The sequence below is a fragment of the Geodermatophilus dictyosporus genome, from assembly GCF_900115505.1.
Lineage (GTDB): Bacteria > Actinomycetota > Actinomycetes > Mycobacteriales > Geodermatophilaceae > Geodermatophilus > Geodermatophilus dictyosporus.
On the sequence record NZ_FOWQ01000003.1, the window covers coordinates 331,121 to 352,812 of the forward strand.

Here is a 21,692-nt window from a genome sequence, read left to right on the forward strand (position 1 = left end):
CCCAGGGCGCTTCCTAGGATCGCGGCCATGCGCCTGCCCGGCCGTTACGACGGCGTCGCCCGGCCGATCGTCACCTACGGCAGCAACGAGGTGCTGCACCGGCCGACCGCGCCGGTCACCGAGTTCGACGAGCGGCTGCGCCGGCTCGTGCTCGACATGTTCGCCTCGATGCGCGAGGCCGACGGGGTGGGGCTGGCGGCCAACCAGATCGGCGTCGACGCGCGGGTCTTCGTCATCGACTGCCCCGACGCGCGCGGCGAGGACGTCGTCGGCTACGTCGTCAACCCGGAGCTCACGCTGCTCGGGCCGGCCGACGGCGAGCCGGCCGAGGAGGTCACCGAGGAGGGCTGCCTGTCGGTGCCCGGCCCCTACGCCGAGCTCGCCCGCGCCTTCCGCGCCCGGGTGGACGGCGTCGACGTCAAGGGCGCGCGGGTCTCGATCGAGGCCAGCGGCATGGCCGCGCGCTGCCTGCAGCACGAGGTCGACCACCTCGACGGCGTCGTGTACGTCGACCGGCTGCCCGCCGACCTGCGCGAGCGGCTGCTGGCCGAGGCGGCCGGACCCGACGGCGGGCTGCCGGCGTGACCGGCACCGCGGACCCGGCCGGGGCGCCGGTGGTCGTCGTCGGCATCGGCGCCGACGGCTGGGACGGGCTGGCGTCCACCTCGCGTGCCGAGGTCGAGCGCGCCGAGGTGCTGATGGGCAGCGCCCGCCAGCTGGCCCTGGTGCCGGAGGAGGTGCCCGCCGAGCGGGTGCCCTGGCCCTCGCCGCTCACCGAGGCGCTGCCGGGGCTGGTCGAGCAGCACGCCGGCCGGGCCGTGGTGGTGCTGGCCAGCGGCGACCCGATGCTGTCGGGCATCGGCACCACGCTCACCCGGCTGCTCGGCGCCGAGCGGGTGCGGGTGCTGCCGGCGCCGTCGTCGGTGTCGCTGGCCTGCGCCCGGCTGGGCTGGGCGGTCGAGGACACCGAGGTGGTGTCGCTCGTCGGCCGGCCGATCGAGCTGCTGCACCCGCACGTGCAGCCCGGCCGGCGGCTGCTGGTGCTGGGGTCCGACGGGGAGACGCCGGCGCAGGTGGCGGCGCTGCTGTCCGACCGCGGCTACGGGCAGAGCCTGGTCACGGTGCTCGGCGGGCTGGGCGGCCCCGACGAGGAGGTGCGCACGGGCACCGCGGCCACCTGGTCGCAGCCGGCGCCGGCCCTGGTGGTCACCGCCGTCGAGTGCCGGGCCGACCGGGGCACCGCGCCGCTGCCCACCACGCCGGGCCTGCCCGACGGCGCCTACGAGTCCGACGGGCAGCTCACGAAGTCGGAGGTCCGGGCGGTCACCCTGGCCCGGCTGGCCGCCGTCCCCGGGCAGCTGCTGTGGGACGTCGGCGCGGGCGCGGGCTCCATCGGCATCGAGTGGATGCGCGCGCACCCCACCTGCCGCGCGGTCGCCGTCGAGGCCTCCGCCGAGCGGGCCGAGCGGATCGCCCGCAACGCCGCGCGGCTCGGCGTCCCCTACCTGCGCGTGGTGCACGGGCACGCGCCCGACGTGCTGTCGCGGCTCGGCGCTCCCGACGCGGTGTTCATCGGCGGCGGGCTGACCACGCCGCTGCTGGTCGAGACCTGCTGGGACGCGCTGCCGGTGGGCGGCCGGCTGGTGGCCAACGCCGTCACGGTGGAGAGCGAGGCGGTGCTCGCCCAGTGGCACGCGAAGGTCGGTGGCGAGCTGGTGCGGGTGGAGGTCTCCCGCGCCGGGCCGGTGGGCTCGTTCACCGGCTGGAAGCCCGCGATGCCCGTGACGATCTGGTCGGTGACCCGGTGGTGACCGTGCACCTCCGCGGACGTGCACCGTGCACGTCCGCGAGAGTGCACGGGAGGGCCGGCCGGGCATGACGGTGCACTTCATCGGGGCCGGCCCGGGCGCCGCCGACCTGGTCACCCTGCGGGCGGCCCGCGTCATCGCGCGCGCCCCCGTCTGCCTCTACGCCGGCGCGCTGGTGCCGCGCGAGCTGCTCGACACCGCCCCGCCCGGCGCCCGGCTGGTCGACACCGCCGAGCTCGACCTCGACGAGATCACCGCCGAGCTGGTCGCCGCGCACGGGGCCGGCCTCGACGTCGCCCGGCTGCACTCCGGCGACCCCAGCGTCTACAGCGCCATGGCCGAGCAGATGCGCCGGCTCGACGCCGCCGGCGTGCCCTACGAGGTCGTCCCCGGGGTGCCGGCGTTCGCCGCGGCGGCCGCGTCGCTCAAGCGCGAGCTGACCGTTCCGGGGGTCGGGCAGACGGTGGTGCTGACCCGGACCAGCGCCCGCTCCACGCCCATGCCGCCGGGGGAGGAGCTGGCCGCCTACGCCGCCACCGGGGCCACCCTCGTGCTGCACCTGGCCGTCCAGCGGATGGCCGAGCTCGCCCCGCTGCTGGCCGAGCACTACGGCGACGACGGCCCGGTCGCCGTCGTCGCCCGCGCCAGCCGCGACGACGAGCTGGTGCTGCGCGGCACGCTCGCCGACATCGCCGGGCAGGTCGAGGCCGCGGGCGTCAGGCGGACGGCGGTCGTGGTCGTCGGCCCGGTGCTCACCGCCGCCGAGTTCCCCGACAGCCACCTGTACTCGACCGCGCGATGCCGGAGCTAGGCGCGGCCGACGATCGTCCCCGCCCGGTCGATCACCACGACGTCGACCGCGACCGGCGCACCCCGCAGCACGCCGAGCGCGGTCTCCCGGGCGCCGGCGGCCACCAGGTCGCCCAGCGGCAGCCCGGCGTCCTGGCACTGCCGGAGGGCGTCGAGCGCGGTGTTGGCCCCGCGCACGCCGGCGACCAGCCCGGGGTCGCCGCCGGCGGACGCGACCCGGGCGGCGAGCGAGTCGAAGGAGACCTGCGAGCGGCCCGAGTGCAGGTCGAGGTGGCCGTCGGCGAGCTTGGCCAGCTTGCCGATGCCCCCGGCCACGGTCAGCCTCGGCACCGGGTGGCGGCGCAGGTACTTGAGCACCGCGCCGGCGAAGTCGCCCATGTCCAGCAGCGCGTCCTCGGGCAGGCCGTGGAGCTCCTGCACCGTCTTCTCGCTGGTCGAGCCGGTGCACCCGGCCACGTGCTCGTGCCCGGCGGCGCGGGCGACGTCGATGCCGCGGCGGATCGAGTCGATCCACGACGAGCAGGAGTACGGGACGACGACGCCGGTCGTGCCCAGCACCGACAGGCCGCCGAGGATCCCCAGCCGCGGGTTCCAGGTCCTCCTGGCCAGCTCCGCGCCGTTCTCGATGGACACCTCGACGACGACGTCGCCGCTGCCGCCGTGCCGCGCCGCCACCGCCGCCACGTGCTCGCGCACGAACTGCCGCGGCACCGGGTTGATCGCCGGCTCGCCGACCGCCAGCGGCAGGCCCGGCTTGGTCACGGTGCCCACGCCCTCGCCGGCGCGGAAGCCGACGCCGCTGCCCGGCTCCCCGTGCGTCACCCGCACGCGGACCAGCGCGCCGTGGGTGACGTCGGGGTCGTCGCCGGCGTCCTTGACGACCCCGGCGGTGGCGGCGCCGTCCTCCAGCGACTCGGTCGCCAGCGCGAAGGACGGGTGCCGGTCGTTCGGCAGGTCGATGGTCACCGGGTCGGGGAACTCGCCAGTGAGCAGCGCGGTGTAGGCCGCGGTGGTGGCCGCCGTCGCGCACGCGCCGGTGGTCCAGCCGTGCCGCAGCCCCGCGGCGCCGTCCCTGCTCACCGGCCCATGATCCCCGGCAGGTGCGTCCCGAGCGGACAGGGGCGTGAGCATCGCAGCGAGGAACGAGCGAGGAGCGGAGCGGCCCGCGGGAGCGAGGCAGAGACATCGTGAGCGGGCAGGTGCTCGTCCTCGGCGGCACCGGGGAGGCGCGGCGGCTGGCCGCGGCGCTGGTCGCCGGGGGCGCCGACGTCCTGTCCAGCCTGGCCGGCCGGGTGGCCGACCCGGCGCTGCCCGAGGGCGGCGTGCGGGTCGGCGGGTTCGGCGGCGCCGACGGGCTGGCCGGCTGGCTGGCGGAGCACCGGCCGCGCGCCGTCGTCGACGCCACCCACCCCTTCGCCGCCCGGATCACCGCGTCGGCCGCCGTGGCCGCCGCCCGCACCGGTGTGCCGCTGCTGCGCCTGCAGCGCCCGGGCTGGACGCGGGGGCCGGGGGACCGCTGGACCTACGTCGACTCCCTCGACGAGGCGGCCGGCGCGGTCCGGGACGCCGGCAGCGTCCTGCTCACCACCGGCCGGCAGGGGGTGGGCGCGTTCGCCGGCCTGACCGGCCGGGTGCTGGTGCGCTCGGTGGACCCGCCCGACGAGCCGCTGCCGGCCCGGGCGGTGCTGCTGCTGGCCCGCGGGCCCTTCGCCGTCGACGACGAGGTGGCGCTGATGCGGGAGCACGGTGTGGAGGTCGTCGTCACCAAGGACTCCGGCGGCGCCATGACCGAGGCCAAGCTGGCCGCCGCGCGGGCGCTCGGGCTGCCGGTCGTGCTGGTCCGCCGCCCGCCGCTGCCCGCCGGCGTCGAGGTGGTGGCCACCGTGGCGGAGGCGGTGGCCTGGACGAAGCGGTTGAGATGGACCGGTGCCGGAACGGAGGATGGCCCCTCGTGGACCCGATGACCGAGCAGCAGGTGCGGCGCTCCCTCGTGGACTGTGCGAAGGGCGAGGCCGACTCGGCCGCGCTGCGCGCCGCGGAGTCGCGGATGTCGGCCCGCCGGAGCGTCGTGTGCCTGCTCTGCCGGTCGACGCACTCCGGCGACGCGGTGTCGCTGTTCACCGCGCGCCGCGCCGGGGCGGCCGGCCGCAACGGCGACACGGTGGGCACCTACGTGTGCGCCGACCTCGGCTGCGCTGCCCGCGCGCGCACCGAGATCCCGCCGTGGCTGCGCGACCGCGACCCCGTCGAGGTGGGCGAGGAGCGGGTCGCCGAGCTGCGGGAGCGCGTCGCGGAGTTCGTCGACGCCGTGCGGCGGTGACCTCGCTGGTCCTGTTCGACCTCGACGGCACGCTGGTCGACTCCACGCCCGGCATCGCCGCCTCGGTGCGGGTCGCCGCGGCGGCGGTGGGCCTGCCCGAGCCGACGCCGGCGCAGCTGCGCGACATGGTGGGCCCGCCGCTGCCGGACGGCTTCGCCACCGTGCTCGGCGTCCCGCTCGGCGACGTCGACCGCGCGGTCGCGGCCTACCGGGCGCACTACTCGGCCGGGGCGCTGTTCGACGTCACCGTGTACGACGGCGTCCCCGAGCTGCTGCGGACCCTGCGCGCCGACGGCTGCGTGCTCGCGGTGGCCACCAGCAAGCCGGAGGTCTTCGCCGTCCGGGTGCTCGGGCACGTGGGTCTGCTGCGGGCCTTCGCCAGCGTGCACGGGGCCACCCTCGATGGGACGGTGCGGCACAAGGACCAGGTGGTGGCCGCGGCGCTGGCCGCCCACCCCGACCGCCGGCCCGCGGTGCTGGTGGGCGACCGGGCCCAGGACGTCCTGGGCGCGGCCGCGCACGGGCTGCCCTGCGTGGGCGCCGGCTGGGGTCCGGGCGCCCCGGGTGAGCTGGCCGGCGCGGGCGCCGCGGCCGTCGCGGCGGTGCCCGCGGACGTGCCGTCCGCGCTGGCACGGGTAGCGGGGCCTCCGACGGGCTAGACACCGGTGGTGACCGCGCCCCCGCTGACCGACGCGCTGCAGGAGTTGCGCGACGCCGTCGACGCCGCCCCGCTGGGCCTGGCGACGCCGTCGCGCGAGGCCACCGCGCGCACCGCCCGGGCGGTAGTCGACCAGGTCGACGACTACCTGCTGCCGCGGCTGCGCGACCTCGACGCGCCGCTGCTCGCGGTGGTCGGCGGCTCCACCGGTGCCGGCAAGTCCACGCTGGTCAACAGCGTGCTCGGCGCCCGGGTCACCACCCCCGGCGTGCTGCGGCCGACCACGCGCGCCCCCGTGCTGGTCTGCTCGCCGGCCGACCGCGCCGCCTTCTCCGGCGACCGCGTGCTCCCCGGCATGGCCCGCACCACCGGGGAGGGGGACGTCGCCGGCGGGCTGCGGCTGGTCGCCTCGGAGGCGCTGCCGCCCGGGCTGGCGCTGATCGACGCCCCCGACGTCGACTCGGTGGTGGAGGCCAACCGCGACCTCGCCGGCCAGCTGCTGTCGGCGGCGGACCTGTGGGTCTTCGTGACGACGGCGGCCCGCTACGCCGACGCCGTCCCCTGGGACCTGCTGCGGACGGCGCAGGAGCGGGGCACCGCGCTGGCCGTCGTGCTCGACCGGGTGCCGCCCGAGGCCGTCGACGAGGTGGCCGCCGACCTCGCCGGGATGCTCCAGCGCGGCGGGCTGGGCGCGGCGCGGCTGTTCGTCGTCGAGGAGCGGCCGCTGACCGACGGCTTCCTGCCCGAGGACCAGGTGGCCGCGCTGCGCGGCTGGCTGCGCGGCCTGGCCGCCGACCAGGAGCAGCGCGCCGCCGTCGTGCGCCAGACACTGGCGGGGGCGCTGGAGAGCCTCGACGGGCGGGTGGCCGCCGTCGCCGCGGGCGTCGAGGAGCAGGCCGCTGCCGCCGGGACGCTGCGGTCGGCCGCCGGCGCCGCCTACGACGGGGCCCGGGACGCGGTCAGCGAGGGGGTCGGCAACGGCAGCCTGCTGCGCGGCGAGGTGCTCGCCCGCTGGCAGGACTTCGTCGGCACCGGCGAGTGGATGCGCTCCCTGCAGACCCAGGTGGGCCGGCTGCGCGACCGGCTCGCCGCGGCGCTGACCGGCCGGCCGTCGTCGTCGGACTCGCTGCAGGGCGCGCTGGAGTCCGGCGTCGAGACGCTGCTGCGTGCCGAGGCCGACCGCGCCGCCGACCGCACGGTCACCGCCTGGCGGGCGCTGCCCGGCGGGCCGGGGCTGCTGGCCGGCCGGGAGGAGGAGCTGTCGGGCGTCTCGCCGGACTTCGCGCCGGTGGCCGCCGAGGAGGTGCGCGACTGGCAGGGCTTCGTGCTGGAGCTGGTGCGCGAGGAGGGGCGGGGCAAGCGCTCGCAGGCGCGGCTGCTGTCGTGGGGCGTCAACGGGGCCGGCGCGGTGGTGATGGTCGCCGTGTTCGCCTCGACGGCGGGGCTGTCGGGCGCTGAGCTCGCCATCGCGGGCGGGACGACGGCGGTCGGCCAGCGGGTGCTCGAGGCGGTGTTCGGCGACGCCGCGGTGCGCGCGCTGGCCACCCGGGCCCGCGCCGACCTCGACGCCCGCGCCGACCGGCTGCTGCGCTGGGAGGAGGACCGCTTCGAGGAGCTGCTGGCCGACACCGCGGTCGCCGACGACGCCGCCGGCCGGCTGCGGGCCGCCGTCGCCGCCCTCGCCGCCGCCCGCGGGACCGCCGCGTGAGGGGCCGCGAGCTGTCGCTGGCCGACCGGCTGGCCGCGCTGCGCGAGGCGGTCGGCGTCGCGGAGGGCCGGCTGGAGGTGCCCGAGGTGGGCACCGCGCGGTCGCTGCTGGCCAAGGCGGGTGCCCGCGAGGCGCTGGGCGACGCCACGGTGGTGGCGCTGGCCGGGGCCACCGGCAGCGGCAAGTCCACGCTGTTCAACGCGCTCTCCGGCGCCGAGGTGAGCACGCCCGGGGTGCGGCGGCCGACCACCGGGGTGGCGCACGCCAGCGTGTGGGGCGAGCACGGCGCCGACCGGCTGCTCGACTGGCTGGAGGTGCCGCGCCGGCACCGGGTGGCCGACCCCGACCCGGCGCTGGACGGCCTGGTGCTGCTGGACCTGCCCGACCACGACAGCGTGCGGCTGGAGAACCGGCTGGAGGTCGACCGGCTGGTGGAGCTGGTCGACGTCCTGGTGTGGGTGCTCGACCCGCAGAAGTACGCCGACGACGCCGTCCACACCCGCTACCTGGCGCCGCTGGCCGGGCACTCCGGCGTGCTGCTGGTGGTGCTCAACCAGGTGGACCGGCTCGACGAGGCCGCCGCGGTGGCCTGCCTGACCGACCTGCGCCGGCTGCTCGACGAGGAGGGCCTGGCCGGGACCCCGGTGCTGCCCACCGCGGCGCGCACCGGCCACGGCCTGCCGGAGCTGCGCGCCGAGCTGGCCCGCCGGGTGGGCGCGCGCAAGGCCGCCACCGACCGGCTCACCGCCGACGCCCGTGCCGCCGCGGGAGCCCTGGCCGGGCACTGCGCGCCGGACCTCGGGCCCGACCGCGGCCCCGGTCGGGCCGCCGTCGACGAGCTCACCGGCGCGCTGGCCGACGCCGCCGGGGTACCGGCCGTGGTGGCCGCCGTCGAGCGCTCGGCTCGGCGCAACGGCACCGCGCACACCGGCTGGCCGCTGCTGCGCTGGACGGCGAAGCTGCGCGGCGACCCGCTGGGCCGGCTGCACCTGGGCGACGAGCGGGTGCGGACCTCGCTGCCGCAGGCCGGCGTGGTGCAGCGGGCCGGGATGGACGCCGCGCTGCGCCGGGCCCGCGACGACGCCGGCCGCGGGTTGCCGGCCGCCTGGCGCGACGAGCTCCGCCGGACGTCGGAGGACACCGAGGAGCGGCTGGCCGACCGGCTCGACCGCGCCGTCGCCGGCACCGACCTCGGCCCGGACCGGACGCCGCTGTGGCAGCGCGCCGCCGGTGGCCTGCAGTGGCTGCTCGCGCTGAGCGCGCTGGTGGGCGCGCTGTGGCTGCTCGCGCTGGCCGGACTGGGGCTGCTGCAGCTCGACGACGTCGTCCCGCTGCCGCGGGTGCAGGGCATCCCGCTGCCCACGCTGCTGCTGGTGGGCGGGCTGCTCGCCGGACTGCTGCTGGCGCTGGTGTGCCGGCCGCTGGTGGCCGCAGGGGCCAGACGCCGGGCCCGGACGGCGCGACGGCGGCTCACCGCCCGGGTGGCCGAGGTGGCCGACGAGGAGGTGCTGGCGCCGCTGGCCGAGGCCCGCGCCGACCACGACCGGTTCTGCGCCGCGGTCGGTCGCGCACGGTCCTGACGTCACAGGGAAGCCGACGCTCCTGCTCGTCGGTGGTCAGAACGGCGGCGGGTCGCCGTCCGGGTCGGGCGGCGGTGGTGCTGGTTGCGTGCCGGGTGGTTGCGTGCCGGGTGGTCGCATGCCGGGCGGTCTGGTCGTGCGGGTGATCCCCGACGGGGTGGTCACGGTGAGCACGCCGTCGGGGCTCATCTGGAAGTGCCAGCCGGGGGCGAAGGTCTTCAGCCGGTGGTGGCTGCGGCAGAGGCAGCAGAGGTTGGCGCAGTCGGTGGGGCCGCCGCAGGCGTGCGGGACGACGTGGTCGGCATCCGCCCAGCCGACGCGCTGGCCGCAGCCGGGGAAGCGGCAGGAGCGGTCGCGGTTGTGCACGAACGTCTGCTGCGCGGCGGAAGGTGCGTAGCCATCGACCTCGGCGGGCCGGTCGAGCACCGCACAGCCGCAACCGGCGCCCTGGTGGGCCGGGCAGCCGCGGCGGGCCAGGCGGCGCAGCCGGTCGAGCGTGGTGGTGGCCCGCAGGGCGCCGTCGTCATCGGTGAGCGCCAGCGTCACCGATCCGCCCGCCGGTGTCCGGACGCCGAGCCGGTCGAGGCGGGCGAGCAGCTCGCGGAGCTGACCGATGGTGATCGGTAGCCCGTTGACCTCCCCGGCCTCGGAAGACTCGCCGGCCAGGGCGCTCAGGGTGGCGATCAGCTGCAGGTGCGCCGTGACCGGCGGGCGGGAGTCGTCCCAGGGCCGCTGGACGAGGTCGGCGAGCACCGCGGCACGCAGCTGCCCGACCGGTCGCTCGTCGCCGTCCTTCTTCAACAGCACCGCCAGCTGGTCAACCAGGTCGAAGCACGCCGCCGCGGCCGGCGCGGGCAGGTCGGCGGCCAGGGTGCTCATGCCTTCCCGCGGGGAGGGGTGGACGCGCACGTCGGCCTGCCGCTCAGCCTCCCTGCGGCGGGCATCGACCGCGTCGGCATCGACGGCGAGCAACGCCGCGACGGCCCGCTTCCTGAGCGTGTGGGTGGTCCAGGTGGCGGCTTCGGGCAGCAGCCGGGACTCCACCTGCCGGGCCACCGCCGGGTCGGTGTGCTGCAGCACGTCCACGAGCACCTTCGCCCGCGCCTCATCAAGGGTGCCCTCGGCCAGCGCCCCCCACGTGCCGGGCAGCGACTCCCGATAGACCCAGGCCCGCTGCGCGAGCAGCGAGGCCGACCGGTGCCCGCAGTCGAGCACCACCGCCAGCTCCGCGGTGAAGAACTCACTGACGCCCGGCAGCTCGGGATCCGGCGCCCACGACCCGCGCTTGGCACCCGGGGTGCCGGGCGCGGCATCGAGGTCGTCGGGGCTGTCGTCGGCCAGACCCAGCACCAGTTCCGCCTCGTAGGCGGCGGTCATCGCCTTGACGGCCTGCAGCCGCTCCAGTTCGGCGGCCTTCTGCTCCCGCGACAGCAACGCCACCGGCAGCCGCCGCAGCTCCGGCGACCCTGCCCCGAGCAGGCCGAGGAGACCACCGGCGAACGCCGGCGGCTGGTCCTCCTCCATCCGCTCCACGGGACGAACCTACGACCGGGGTACGACCGTTCCCGCAGCTCACGGGCCCTCGCGTGAGCGGAGGACCCGGGCGCCGGGTGGTCGGGTGGTCGGGTCAGGAGTCCATCCAGTCGGGTCGAGCGCCCCACCGAACGCCGAAGGCTGAACGGCGCTCAGGCCGCCAGCGGCTCGGCGGGCTCCTCGGCCGGCTCGGTGGCGGGGGCGCGGCGGCCGGAGACCCGCAGGCCCACCGCCGCCCCGACCGCCAGCAGGATGACGACGACGCCGTAGACCTCGGCGGCCAGCTCGAGCCCCACGGAGGCCGACGCGATCCCGGCGGCGATCGCCGGGATGCTGAACGCGAGGTAGCCGACGACGAAGACGCTCGACAGCAGCCCGGCGCGCCTGCCGGGCGCGACCCCGGCGGTGACCGTGGCGACCGCGCCGAGGAAGGCCGCGCCGAACCCGAGACCGGAGACCGCGGCCGAGGCGAAGAACAGCCAGGTCGCGCCGGTGACCAGCGAGACCAGGAGCGCGCCGACGGCGACGGCGAAGACCAGGCAGCCCCCGGCCATCGCGCTGCGGGGTGCGAGGTTGCGGGCCAGCAGGCCACCGGCGGCCCCGGCGCCCTGCATGCACAGGATGAGCAGGCTCCCGACGAGGTGGTCGGTGATGCCGAAGACGGCGGCGGTCAGCGACGGGCCGAGCGAGAGCACCAGCCCGCCCATCGCCCACAGCGCCACCAGGCAGGGGACCGCGACGAGGAACGCCCGCCGCTGCGGCCGCGGGACCTCGACCTGCGGGCGGAGCGAGGCCAGCGCGCCGGGCAGCCGCGGGGAGGACTCCGGCAGCGCCGGCACGACGGCCGCGCCCAGCACGAAGACGACGGTCAGCACGCCGAACACCCACGGCGTCGGCTCGGCCAGGCCCTCGATCGCCAGCCCGGCGCCCACCGCGCCCAGCGACAGACCCAGGCCCGGGGAGACGCTGTTGACCAGCGCCCCGAGCGGCCGCTCGCCGCGCTGCAGGTCCAGCAGGGTGGCACCCAGTGACCCGGTGAGCGCGCCGGTGGAGAGCCCCTGCAGCACCCGCGCGGCCAGCAGCCAGCCCACGCCGTCCGCGGCGAGGAAGACGACCATGGCGACCGCCTGCAGCAGCAGCCCGCCGGCGAGCACCGGCCGCCGGCCCACGTGGTCGGACAGCCCGCCCACCACCAGCAGCGCGGCCAGCAGCGCGAAGGCGTAGATGCCGAAGACCAGGGTCAGCACGCCGGGGCCGAAGCCGAACTGCTCCTGGTAGACGCGGTAGAGCGGCGAGGGGACGCCGGAGGCGGCCAGCACCAGCACGAGCAGCACCGCGACGGTCCAGAACGCGGCCGGGCGGGGGAGTCGGGCGGTCGGCACGGGTCAGGTCAAGGCGTGCCGACCGCTCGTTGTTCCCTGCAACGGCGTGTCAGGACGGGTACCGGCGTGGCGTGTACACCTGGCCGGACGGCGTCACCCGCGTCTGCGACGACCCGACGAGCACCAGGCAGCGCATGTCGACCGCCTCCGGGTCGAGCTCGCCGAGCGTGGTGACCACCACGGACTCCTCCGGCCCGCCGACGTCGCGGCCGACGACGACCACCGTCCCGGGCTTGCGCACCTCGAGGAGGACGTCGAGCGCCTGGCCGAGCTGGTGCGGCCGAGCCCTCGACCGCGGGTTGTACAGCGCGATCACCAGGTCGGCGGCGGCCGCGTGACGCAGCCGGTCGAGGACGACGTCGAGTGGCTTGAGCACGTCGGAGAGGCTGATGACGGCGAAGTCGTGCCCCAGCGGCGCGCCCACCCGCGAGGCGACGGCCTGCGCGGCGGTCAGCCCGGGCAGCACCCGCACCCGGACGCCCTCGTGCTCGGGCTGCGCGGCCACCTCGAGCACCGCCGCGGCCATCGCGAAGACCCCGGGGTCGCCGCTGGAGACCACCGCGACCCGCCGTCCCGACCGGGCCAGCTCCAGCGCCTGCGCGGCCCGCTCGGCCTCCACCCGGTTGTCGCTGGGGTGGCGGGTCTGGCGCGGGTTGGCCGGTACCCGGTCGAGGTAGGGGCCGTAGCCGACCAGGTCGTCGGCGGCCGCGACCGCGTCGGCGGCCTCGGGCGTCGTCCAGCAGCGGGCGCCGGGACCGAGGCCCACGACCACCACCTCGCCGGCCTGCGGGGGAGCCGTGCCGCGGGAGGGCACGGGGGAGGGCCCGGTCAGCGGGCTGGGCAGCAGCGCGAGGGAGAAGTAGGGGACCGACGCCGGGTCGACGTCGGCCAGCGGCAGCGTGCGCTGGCGGTCGGTCGTGGCCCGCTCGACGTAGAGCGCGCGGTCGAGCACGCCGGCGGCCTCGAACGCCTCGCGCACCTGCGGGAACGTGCGGCCGAGCTTCACCACCGCCGCCGAGTCGGTGGTGGCCAGCCACTCGGCGAGCTCGTCGGCGGGCAGCGTGCCGGGCAGCACGGTGAGCACCTCGTCGCGCTCGACCAGCGGCCGGCCGACCACCGCCGCGGCGCCGCTGACGCTGGTCACGCCGGGCACGACCTCGGTGGGGTAGCGGTGCGCCAGCCGCTTGTGCATGTGCATGTAGGAGCCGTAGAAGAACGGGTCGCCCTCGGCCAGCACGACGACGTCGCGGCCGGCGTCGAGGTGCGCGGCCAGCCGGGCGGCGGCGGCCTCGTAGAACTCGTCGATGGCGCCCTGGTAGCCGCCGGGGTGGTCGGTGGCCTCGGTGGTGACCGGGTAGACCAGCAGCTCCTCCACCTGCCCCTCGCGCAGGTAGGGGGCGGCCACCGCGCGGGCCACCGAGCGCCCGTGCTGCGCGGCGTGGAAGGCGACGACGTCGGCGGCGCCGATCAGCCGGGCGGCCCTGACGGTGACGAGCTCCGGGTCGCCGGGCCCCAGCCCGACGCCGTACAGGCGGCCGCTCACTCGACGTCGCTCGCGATCGCGTTGACGGCCGCGGCGGTGATCGCGCTGCCACCCCGCCGTCCCCGGACGACGAGGAAGTCCAGGTCGCAGGCGGCCAGGGCCTCCTTGGACTCGGCGGCGCCGATGAAGCCGACTGGGATGCCGAGGACCGCGGCCGGCCGCGGCGCGCCGGCGGCGACCATCTCCAGCAGGTGGAACAGCGCGGTGGGCGCGTTGCCGATGGCGACGACGGCGCCCCCGAGCCGGTCGCGCCACAGCTCCAGCGCGGCGGCGGTGCGGGTGGTGGCCAGGTCGGCGGCGAGCGCCGGCACCCGCGGGTCGTCGAGCGTGCACACGACGTCGTTGTCCTGCGGCAACCGGCGGCGGGTCACGCCGGAGGCGACCATCTGCGCGTCGCAGAGCACCGGGGCGCCGGCGTCGAGGGCCTCGCGGGCGCGGGCGACGACGTCCGGGCTGTACGCCACGTCCTCGACGAGGTCGACCTGCCCGCAGGCGTGGACCATCCGCACGACCACCCGGGCGACGTCGTCGGGCAGGCCGCGCAGGTCCGCCTCCGCGCGGATCGTGGCGAACGACCGCCGGTAGATCTCGGCGCCGTCCTTCTCGTACTCGTACACCGGCGCGAGGCTACGTCCCGCCGGGAAGCGGGTAGCGGGTCGGTCATGGCCCTTCCCCGCGTGCTCGTCCTCGTGCTGGCCGGTGGCGCCGGCGGCCGGTTGCAGCTGCTGACCGAGACGCGGGCCAAACCCGCCGTCCCCTTCGCCGGCGTCTACCGGCTCATCGACTTCCCGCTGAGCAACTGCGAGCACTCCCACATCGCCGACGTCTGGGTGTCCATCCAGCAGCACCCGACCTCGCTGGCCGAGCACCTGGCCAACGGCCGGCCGTGGGACCTCGACCGCACCACCGGCGGCCTGATGACGCTGCCGCCGTTCCAGGGCACCGAGCGCGGCGGGTGGAGCACCGGCACCGCCAACTCGCTGTGGCGGCAGGCCGACCTGGTCCGCGCGTTCGGCGCCGACGCGCTCGTCGTCGTCAGCGCCGACGCCATCTACGAGCTGGACTACCGTGAGGTCGCCGAGGCGCACCTGGAGTCGGGCGCCGAGGTGACGATGGTGACCACCGAGGTCGCCCCCGACGACGCGTCGCGCTACGGGATCGTCGAGGTCGACGGCGACCGGGTGACCGGCTACGCCTACAAGCCCGACGAGCCGGCGACCACCACGGCCACCAACGAGGTGTTCGTCTTCAGCCCGGAGCCCACCCTGGACCGGCTCGAGCAGCTGCGGTCCGAGCTCGGCGAGGAGGGGCTCGAGGACCTCGGCAGCCACCTGCTGCCCGCGCAGACGCAGGACGGCCTGGCGCGCGCGTACCCGCTGGGGGGCTTCTGGCGCGACGTCGGCACCGTGGACTCCTACTGGCGGACGCACCAGGAGTTCCTGACGCCCGAGCCGCCGATCGACCTCGACGCCCCGGAGTGGCCGATCCACACCCGCGGCGGCCGGCGCAGCGCGGCCCGGGTGCTCGACGACGGCCGCATCGAGAACAGCCTGCTCTCCGGCGGCACCCGCGTCTCCGGCGACGTGCGCGGCTCGGTGATCTCGCCCGGCGTGGTGGTGGAGGCCGGCGCGACCGTCGTCGACTCGGTGCTGCTGCCCGGCGTGCGCGTCCGCTCGGGCGCGACGGTGACCCGCGCGGTGGTCGACGACGGCGTCGACGTCGGCCGCGGCTGCACGGTCGGCGGCGGCGACGGCGACGTCGCGCTGCTGGGCCGCCGGGTGCAGGTCCCCGAGGGCACGGAGATCGCGGCCGGCGCCCGCTACCCCGACCCCGACGAGGACTGAGGAAGGACCCCCTCCTCCCCACCCCTCGCACGCTCGGGGCGGGCCCCGGGAGGGGGCCGCCGACGGACCGTCGTCAGCCCGTGCGGTAGCCGTCGGCTGTCGCGACGACGTCGAGGACGTCGCCGCGGGGGCGGCCGCAGCGGCGCTCGCAGCCGGCCCAGTGCAGCCGGGCGCCGTCGGGCACCGTCCCGGCGGCGACGGCGGCGGCCGCGTCGGCCCGGACGTCGGCCAGCGACCGCGCGCAGCCGGGCCGGCCGGCGCAGGCGGTGACCCGGACCCACGGGCTGCCGGCGTCGAAGACGACGCCGGTGCGGTGCAGGTCGACGGCGGCGTCGTCCACGCGGTCCTCGGCGAGGTCGGGGACGACGACGCTGCGCCAGGGGGTCAGCTGCACCTCGCCGGTGAGCGAGGCGAGCAGGTCGGCCTGGCCGGCGGAGAGCCGGCCCAGGGGGAGGACCCCGATCAGCGCGGTCCGCCCGTCGGCCTGGGTCTCCGCGCCGACGGGGCCGGTCGCGGGGGCCTCCGGCAGGACGGCGGGGGCCACGCGCGGGCCGGGCAGCCGGGCCGCCACCCGGGCGGGGCCGTCGTCGAGCTCGGCCAGCCGCCAGGCGGTGCCGCCCTGCGCGGCGCGCTCGGCGAGGAAGGCGCGGGCGGCGGCCAGCAGCAGGCCGACGGCGTCGGCGGGCGCCGCGCGCAGGCCGCTGTCGGTGCCCGCCAGGACCAGGGCCACCGAGGCCGGGGACAGCGCGAGCAGCCCGACGTCGCCGGCGGGGCCGGTCACGTCACCGCGCCCGTCGTCGAGGGTGGCGAGGAAGCGGCCGGGCAGGGCGGCGAGGGTGGGGTCGGCGCACAGGCCGGCGTCCACCCCGGCGACCCACGGCCGGGCGTCGAGGTGCCCGCCGGCCCGGCCGGTCAGCGCGCTGGCCAGGACGTTGCGCACCCGCTCGTGGCTCTCGCTGGGCAGCAGGCCGGCCGCGGCCAGCCGGTCGCCGAGCGCGGCCGGTGCACCGGGCGCCAGCCCGCGCAGCTGCAGGTTGCCGCGGCTGGTGAGCTCCAGGGCGCCGTCCCCCAGGTCGCGCGCGGCCGCGGCCAGGACCCGCAGCTGCGGCGCGGTGAGCAGGCCGCCGGGGACGCGGACCCGGGCCAGCTCGCCGTCGGCGGCGGAGTGCGTCTGCAGCGCGCCGGGGCAGGCGTCGGCGCGCAGCCGGGGGGAGGAGGTCCGTGCTGCTGAGGTCGCTGCTGAGGTCATGGCGCCCGCGAGGCTACGACGCGGGCGCCACGACCTCGGGCCCGTCAGGCGTCGCGGCGGGCGCGGTCGAACGACATCCACACCTCGCGGCGCTCCTTGCGGGTCTGCACCTGGGACATGGCGGCCACGCGGCGGCGCTGCTCGAAGGAGGCCACGTGCTGGACAACGGCGACCTCGGCGTCGCGCATGGCCCGCTCGGCGGCGAACTCGGCCGGCGTCGACGGGAACTCGTCGGGCGAGACCGGCGAGACGTCGTCGTCGGCGGACGCCCGCGCGTAGGGGCTGTCGGCCGGCAGGTTGCCGCTGACCCGGCCGTAGGCGCCGAGCAGGAGCAGCACCGCCCCGGCGACCACGGAGAAGCCGACGTTGCTCAGCCCGAACGCCAGCAGGTTCCAGTCGGTGTTGAGCACGGCCAGGTTGGCCAGCGCCGAGACCAGGAACAGCGCGCCGATGACGAGCATGACCGTCGAGGCGGTGCGGGGGCTGCGGAAGGCGGCGAAGACCAGGACGACCGCCGTGACGACCGAGATGGTCGAGAGCAGGCCGTTCGAGGACAGGCCCAGGATCTGCTCCCCGTCGGTGGAGAAGAACGCCAGGCCGTTGGCGAAGCCGAGGACGCCGAAGACGGCGATCACCCCGGCGACGACGAACGCGCCGATGCGCTGGACGGTGTAGACGCGGCCGCCCCGTCCGGTCGTGGCGGCGGCCGGCTCGGCGGCGGTCAGCCGATCGGGGACCTCGGTCTCGGCACGAGCGGCCTCGGCGGGAGCGGGGGCTGGGGCGGGGTGGGCGGTCGCCGGTGCACGGTCGGCCTTCCGGGGGCGGTGCAGGGACAGGGCCATGGCAGGGCTCCTCGGGTTCGGGTGGTGCCGTACCGGTTGTTCCCAACTCGGTGGTGTCCAGATGCACCTGGTTCCGGACTCCTTCGTCCCGTCCACGCCCGGGCGTGTCGGCGTGGGAAGAGCCGGGCCCGCGGCGCGGTTCAGCGGCCGTGACCCAGCCGTTCCCGACCGATCTGCACTCCGAGTTCCTGCGCGCCGACCTGTTCTTCTCCATGGGTCAGCCCGTCGAGGCCGCGCGCCTGCTCGAGCCGCTGGTGGCGGCCGAACCGGGCAACGAGGCGGCCCTGGAGCTGCTCGCCCGCAGCTACTTCGGCTCCGCGCAGCTGCGGCGGGCCGAGGCGGCGCTGCTGCGCCTGGTCGACCTCGCCCCGGCCAACGGGTGGGCCCGCCGCGCGCTGGCCCGCACCCTGGAGCGGCAGAACCGCCCGGCCGAGGCGACGGTGCACCACCGCCTCGCCGACGCCCTCGGCGCCGCCTGACCACCCCTCGGCGCCGGTCGCGCGGCGGCCGGCGCCGGGGCGGGCGGTAGCGTCTGACCGCGTGTTCGTCCTGCTGTCCACCAGCGACACCGACCTGCTCTCCGCCCGCGCCAGCGGTGCCGACTGGCGGCTGGGCAACCCCGTCCGGCTCGGCGCCGAGGGCACCGCGGCGCTGACCGAGGGCGCGCGGCTCGTCGTCGTCCGGATCCTGGGGGTGCGGCGCCAGTACGAGGAGATGCTCAGCCCCCTGCTGGCCGGGCCGGCGCCGGTCGTCGTCCTCGGCGGGGAGCAGGTGCCCGACGCGGAGCTGATGGAGCTCTCGACCGTCCCCATGGGCGTGGCCACCGAGGCGCACGGCTACCTCGCGCAGGGCGGGCCGGACAACCTCGTCCAGCTGCACCGCTTCCTCTCCGACACCGTGCTGCTCACCGGTGAGGGCTTCGAGCCGCCGTCGGTCGCGCCGGACTGGGGCGTGCTGGAGCGCGCGGACCGGGGGAGCGGCCCGCGGGTCGCCGTCCTCTACTACCGGGCGCACCACCTGGCGGGGAACACCGCGTTCGTGGAGGAGCTCTGCGGCGCCGTCGAGTCCGCCGGTGGGCAGGCGCTGCCGGTGTTCGTGAGCTCGCTGCGCAGCGTCCCCGACGAGCTGCTCGACGTCCTGCGCACCGCCGACGCGCTCGTCGTCACCGTGCTCGCCGCCGGCGGCTCGCGGCCGGCCACCGCGCAGGCCGGCGGGGACGACGGCGCGTGGGACGTCGGCCAGCTCGCCGCGCTCGACGTGCCGGTCGTCCAGGGGCTGTGCCTGACCCGCTCGCGCGCCGACTGGCTGGCCGACGACGACGGCCTCTCGCCGCTCGACGTCGGCAACCAGGTGGCGATCCCCGAGTTCGACGGCCGGCTGATCAGCGTGCCGTTCTCCTTCAAGGAGACCGACGCCGACGGGCTGACCCACTACGTCGCCGACCCCGAGCGGGCGGCGCGGGTCGCCGGGACGGCGGTGGCGCACGCGCGGCTGCGGCACACCCCGCCCGCCGAGCGCCGCATCGTGGTGATGCTGTCGGCCTACCCGACCAAGCACGCGCGCATCGGCAACGCCGTCGGCCTGGACACCCCGGCGTCGGTGGTGCGGCTGCTGGCCGCCATGCAGGGCCAGGGCTACGACGTCGGCCCGTTCGACGGTCCGGACGCGCTGCCCGGCGTCGCCGACCTCGACGGCGACGCGCTGGTGCACGCGCTGATCGCCGCCGGCGGGCAGGACGCCGACTGGCTCACCGACGAGCAGCTCTCGGGCAACCCGGTGCGCATCCCCGCCGAGGAGTACCGGCGCTTCTTCGACACCCTGCCGGCCGACCTGCGCGAGGCGATGGTGTCGCACTGGGGCGAGGCGCCCGGGTCGCTGTTCGTGGACGGCGCAGGGGACGACCGGGCCGTCGTGTTCGCCGCCCTGCGCGCCGGCAACGTCGTCGTGATGGTGCAGCCGCCCCGCGGCTTCGGCGAGAACCCCATCGCGATCTACCACGACCCCGACCTGCCGCCCTCGCACCACTACCTGGCCGCCTACTGGTGGCTGCGGTCGGTGTTCGGCGCGCACGCGCTGGTGCACGTCGGCAAGCACGGCAACCTGGAGTGGCTGCCGGGCAAGACGGTGGGGCTGTCTGCCTCCTGCGGGCCCGACGCCGCGATCGGCGACCTGCCGCTGGTCTACCCGTTCCTGGTCAACGACCCGGGCGAGGGCTCGCAGGCCAAGCGCCGCGCGCACGCCACGCTGGTCGACCACATGGTGCCGCCCATGGCGCGCGCGGACTCCTACGGCGACATCGCCCGGCTGGAGCAACTGCTCGACGAGCACGCCAACGTCGCGGCGATGGACCCGGCGAAGCTGCCGGCGGTGCGGGCGCAGATCTGGACGCTGCTGCAGGCGGCGAAGCTCGACCACGACCTCGGGCTGGCCGAGCGCCCGGAGGACGACCGCTTCGACGCGATGATCCTGCACGTCGACGGCTGGCTCTGCGAGATCAAGGACTCGCAGATCCGCGACGGCCTGCACGTGCTGGGCACCCCGCCGTCGGGCCCCGACCGGGTCGACCTGGTGCTGGCGATCCTGCGGGCACGGCAGATCTGGGGCGGCTCGGTCGCGCTGCCCGGGCTGCGCGAGGCGCTCGGGCTGGCCGAGGACGGCACGGCCGGTCTCCGGGCGACCGACGCGGTCGAGGCGCAGGCCCACGCCCTGGTCTCGGGCATGGAGGACGCCGGGTGGACGATCGGCGCCGTCGGCCCGGTCGTGCGGGAGGTGCTCGGCCGGGAGGACGACGCGGTCGCGGCGGTGCTGCGGTTCGCCGTCGACGAGGTGGTGCCGCGGCTGGAGCGGACCACCGACGAGCTCGACGCCATCCTGCACGCCCTCGACGGCGGCTACGTGCCGGCCGGGCCGTCGGGCTCGCCGCTGCGCGGTCTGGTCAACGTGCTGCCGACCGGCCGCAACTTCTACTCGGTCGACCCGCGGGCGGTGCCCTCGCGGCTGGCCTGGGAGACCGGGCAGGCGATGGCCGAGTCGTTGCTGGAGCGGTACCTGGCCGACACCGGCGGGTACCCGCCCTCGGTGGGGCTGTCGGTGTGGGGGACGTCGGCGATGCGGACCTCTGGGGACGACGTCGCCGAGGTGCTCGCGCTGCTCGGCGTCCGGCCGGTGTGGGACGACGCGTCGCGGCGGGTGACCTCGCTGGAGGCGGTGCCGCTCGACGAGCTCGGCCGGCCGCGGATCGACGTCACCGTGCGCATCTCGGGCTTCTTCCGGGACGCCTTCCCGCACGTGGTGACGATGCTCGACGACGCGGTGCGGCTGGTCGCCGACCTCGACGAGCCGGCGACGCAGAACTTCGTGCGGGCGCACGTGGAGGCCGACGTCGCCGGGCACGGCGACCGGCGGCGGGCGACCACCCGGGTGTTCGGCTCCAAGCCGGGCGCCTACGGGGCCGGGCTGCTGTCGCTGATCGACTCGCGGGACTGGCGCGGCGACGCCGACCTCGCCGAGGTCTACGCGGTGTGGGGCGGCTACGCCTACGGCCGCGACCTCGACGGCGTGCAGGCCCGGCCGGACATGGAGGCGGCCTACCGGCGGATCGCGGTGGCGGCCAAGAACGTCGACACCCGCGAGCACGACATCGCCGACTCCGACGACTACTTCCAGTACCACGGCGGGATGGTCGCGACGGTGCGCGCGCTGACCGGGCGGGCGCCGGCTGCCTACGTCGGTGACTCGACCCGCCCCGAGCAGGTGCGCACCCGGTCGCTGACCGAGGAGACCTCGCGGGTGTTCCGGGCGCGGGTGGTCAACCCCAAGTGGCTGCAGGCGATGCGCCGGCACGGCTACAAGGGCGCCTTCGAGCTGGCCGCGACCGTCGACTACCTGTTCGGGTACGACGCCACGACCGGCGTGGTGGCCGACTGGATGTACGAGAAGCTGACCGAGACCTACGTGCTCGACCCGGAGAACCGCGAGTTCATGGAGCGGTCCAACCCCTGGGCGCTGCACGGGATCGCCGAGCGGCTGCTGGAGGCGGTCGACCGCGGCATGTGGGCCGAGCCGGACCCCGACCTGCTGGCCGGGCTGCGGCAGGCCTACCTCGACACGGAGGGCGACCTCGAGGGCGGGGAGACGCCGGCCCAGCAGGGCGCGGTCACGTGACGCTTCCGTGTGCGGTGCGTCACGACGCGCCGGAGTGGCACCCGGTGACAGGCGTGTCCCGCCTGCGCTGGGTAACACCCGGTGCATGGGCATCCTGAACCGACTCCTCGGAACTGCAGAGACCACCGCTCGACGGGGCGCCGCTGCCGGCGGCCGCGGGATGGGCGGTCGCGGGATGGCCGGCCGAGGTGCAGCCGGCCGCTCGATGGGCCGCTCCATGGGCCGCACGCGCATGGCGACCGGCACACCCT

Annotated in this window: 18 protein-coding genes; 11 read left to right on the forward strand and 7 right to left on the reverse strand. The window is 77.0% G+C overall.

The genetic code is table 11. The annotated features are described in order from the left end of the window. The first annotated feature begins 27 nt into the window (after positions 1–27). From def to cobM, 3 genes are all read left to right on the forward strand, one after another. A complete protein-coding gene (def, locus tag BMZ33_RS08845; RefSeq protein WP_091109190.1) occupies positions 28–585 on the forward strand; it encodes a peptide deformylase in 558 nt (185 codons plus the stop codon). Beyond that, entirely contained in the window at positions 582–1,811 is a 1,230-nt protein-coding gene (cbiE, locus tag BMZ33_RS08850; protein ID WP_091109191.1) for a precorrin-6y C5,15-methyltransferase (decarboxylating) subunit CbiE, read from the forward strand. The genes def and cbiE overlap by 4 nt, the downstream gene beginning before the upstream one ends. 64 nt (positions 1,812–1,875) lie before the next feature. Beyond that, positions 1,876–2,619 (forward strand): precorrin-4 C(11)-methyltransferase, encoded by a 744-nt coding sequence (gene cobM / locus BMZ33_RS08855; RefSeq protein ID WP_091109192.1) that lies wholly within the window; start codon positions 1,876–1,878, stop codon positions 2,617–2,619. Here the strand turns inward: cobM and BMZ33_RS08860 are convergent. After that, positions 2,616–3,698 (reverse strand): cobalt-precorrin-5B (C(1))-methyltransferase, encoded by a 1,083-nt coding sequence (locus BMZ33_RS08860; protein WP_169064079.1) that lies wholly within the window; start codon positions 3,696–3,698, stop codon positions 2,616–2,618. The two genes, cobM and BMZ33_RS08860, sit on opposite strands and share 4 nt — an antisense overlap. 107 nt (positions 3,699–3,805) lie before the next feature. Between BMZ33_RS08860 and BMZ33_RS08865 the strand changes: the two genes are divergently transcribed. The 5 genes from BMZ33_RS08865 to BMZ33_RS08885 are packed head-to-tail and all read left to right on the forward strand — an operon-like array spanning position 3,806 to position 8,884. Then, complete coding sequence (locus BMZ33_RS08865; protein WP_091109194.1) at positions 3,806–4,582, forward strand: cobalt-precorrin-6A reductase; 777 nt, start codon at positions 3,806–3,808, stop codon at positions 4,580–4,582. After that, positions 4,579–4,938 (forward strand): FBP domain-containing protein, encoded by a 360-nt coding sequence (locus BMZ33_RS08870; RefSeq protein WP_244524263.1) that lies wholly within the window; start codon positions 4,579–4,581, stop codon positions 4,936–4,938. The genes BMZ33_RS08865 and BMZ33_RS08870 overlap by 4 nt, the downstream gene beginning before the upstream one ends. Further along, the gene (locus BMZ33_RS08875) at positions 4,935–5,597 is read left to right on the forward strand and encodes an HAD hydrolase-like protein (protein ID WP_091109196.1); all 663 of its coding nucleotides are present in this window, start codon (positions 4,935–4,937) and stop codon (positions 5,595–5,597) included. The genes BMZ33_RS08870 and BMZ33_RS08875 overlap by 4 nt, the downstream gene beginning before the upstream one ends. A gap of 9 nt (positions 5,598–5,606) precedes the next feature. Then, positions 5,607–7,304 carry a P-loop NTPase family protein gene (locus BMZ33_RS08880; protein WP_091109197.1) on the forward strand — a complete coding sequence of 566 codons (1,698 nt, stop codon included), beginning with the start codon at positions 5,607–5,609 and terminating at the stop codon, positions 7,302–7,304. Beyond that, positions 7,301–8,884, forward strand: coding sequence for a YfjP family GTPase (locus BMZ33_RS08885; protein WP_091109198.1), 1,584 nt, complete (start codon positions 7,301–7,303; stop codon positions 8,882–8,884). Before BMZ33_RS08880 ends, BMZ33_RS08885 begins: the two co-directional genes overlap by 4 nt. A 36-nt stretch (positions 8,885–8,920) precedes the next feature. Here the strand turns inward: BMZ33_RS08885 and BMZ33_RS08890 are convergent, their stop codons facing one another. The 4 genes from BMZ33_RS08890 to BMZ33_RS08905 form a co-directional block, all read right to left on the reverse strand. After that, positions 8,921–10,408 (reverse strand): HNH endonuclease signature motif containing protein, encoded by a 1,488-nt coding sequence (locus BMZ33_RS08890; protein ID WP_091109199.1) that lies wholly within the window; start codon positions 10,406–10,408, stop codon positions 8,921–8,923. A gap of 161 nt (positions 10,409–10,569) precedes the next feature. Next, the gene (locus BMZ33_RS08895; protein WP_091109200.1) at positions 10,570–11,799 is read right to left on the reverse strand and encodes an MFS transporter; all 1,230 of its coding nucleotides are present in this window, start codon (positions 11,797–11,799) and stop codon (positions 10,570–10,572) included. A gap of 49 nt (positions 11,800–11,848) precedes the next feature. Next, positions 11,849–13,342, reverse strand: a complete 1,494-nt coding sequence (locus tag BMZ33_RS08900; RefSeq protein WP_091109201.1) for a precorrin-2 C(20)-methyltransferase — start codon at positions 13,340–13,342, stop codon at positions 11,849–11,851. Continuing rightward, a complete protein-coding gene (locus BMZ33_RS08905) occupies positions 13,339–13,959 on the reverse strand; it encodes a precorrin-8X methylmutase (RefSeq protein WP_091109202.1) in 621 nt (206 codons plus the stop codon). The genes BMZ33_RS08900 and BMZ33_RS08905 overlap by 4 nt, the downstream gene beginning before the upstream one ends. Before the next feature lie 45 nt (positions 13,960–14,004). Between BMZ33_RS08905 and BMZ33_RS08910 the strand changes: the two genes are divergently transcribed. Continuing rightward, the gene (locus BMZ33_RS08910; protein ID WP_091109203.1) at positions 14,005–15,186 is read left to right on the forward strand and encodes a glucose-1-phosphate adenylyltransferase family protein; all 1,182 of its coding nucleotides are present in this window, start codon (positions 14,005–14,007) and stop codon (positions 15,184–15,186) included. A 73-nt stretch (positions 15,187–15,259) separates the two neighbouring features. Here the strand turns inward: BMZ33_RS08910 and BMZ33_RS08915 are convergent, their stop codons facing one another. Then, complete coding sequence (locus BMZ33_RS08915) at positions 15,260–16,435, reverse strand: precorrin-3B synthase (protein WP_091109204.1); 1,176 nt, start codon at positions 16,433–16,435, stop codon at positions 15,260–15,262. Between the two features lie 44 nt (positions 16,436–16,479). After that, positions 16,480–17,277, reverse strand: coding sequence for a DUF4383 domain-containing protein (locus tag BMZ33_RS08920; protein ID WP_136697249.1), 798 nt, complete (start codon positions 17,275–17,277; stop codon positions 16,480–16,482). Between the two features lie 149 nt (positions 17,278–17,426). Between BMZ33_RS08920 and BMZ33_RS08925 the strand changes: the two genes are divergently transcribed. Beyond that, positions 17,427–17,756 (forward strand): tetratricopeptide repeat protein, encoded by a 330-nt coding sequence (locus BMZ33_RS08925; RefSeq protein WP_169064082.1) that lies wholly within the window; start codon positions 17,427–17,429, stop codon positions 17,754–17,756. A gap of 61 nt (positions 17,757–17,817) precedes the next feature. After that, positions 17,818–21,441: a cobaltochelatase subunit CobN gene (gene cobN, locus BMZ33_RS08930; RefSeq protein WP_091109205.1), complete on the forward strand. Its 3,624-nt coding sequence runs from the start codon at positions 17,818–17,820 to the stop codon at positions 21,439–21,441. Positions 21,442–21,692: the final 251 nt, after the last annotated feature.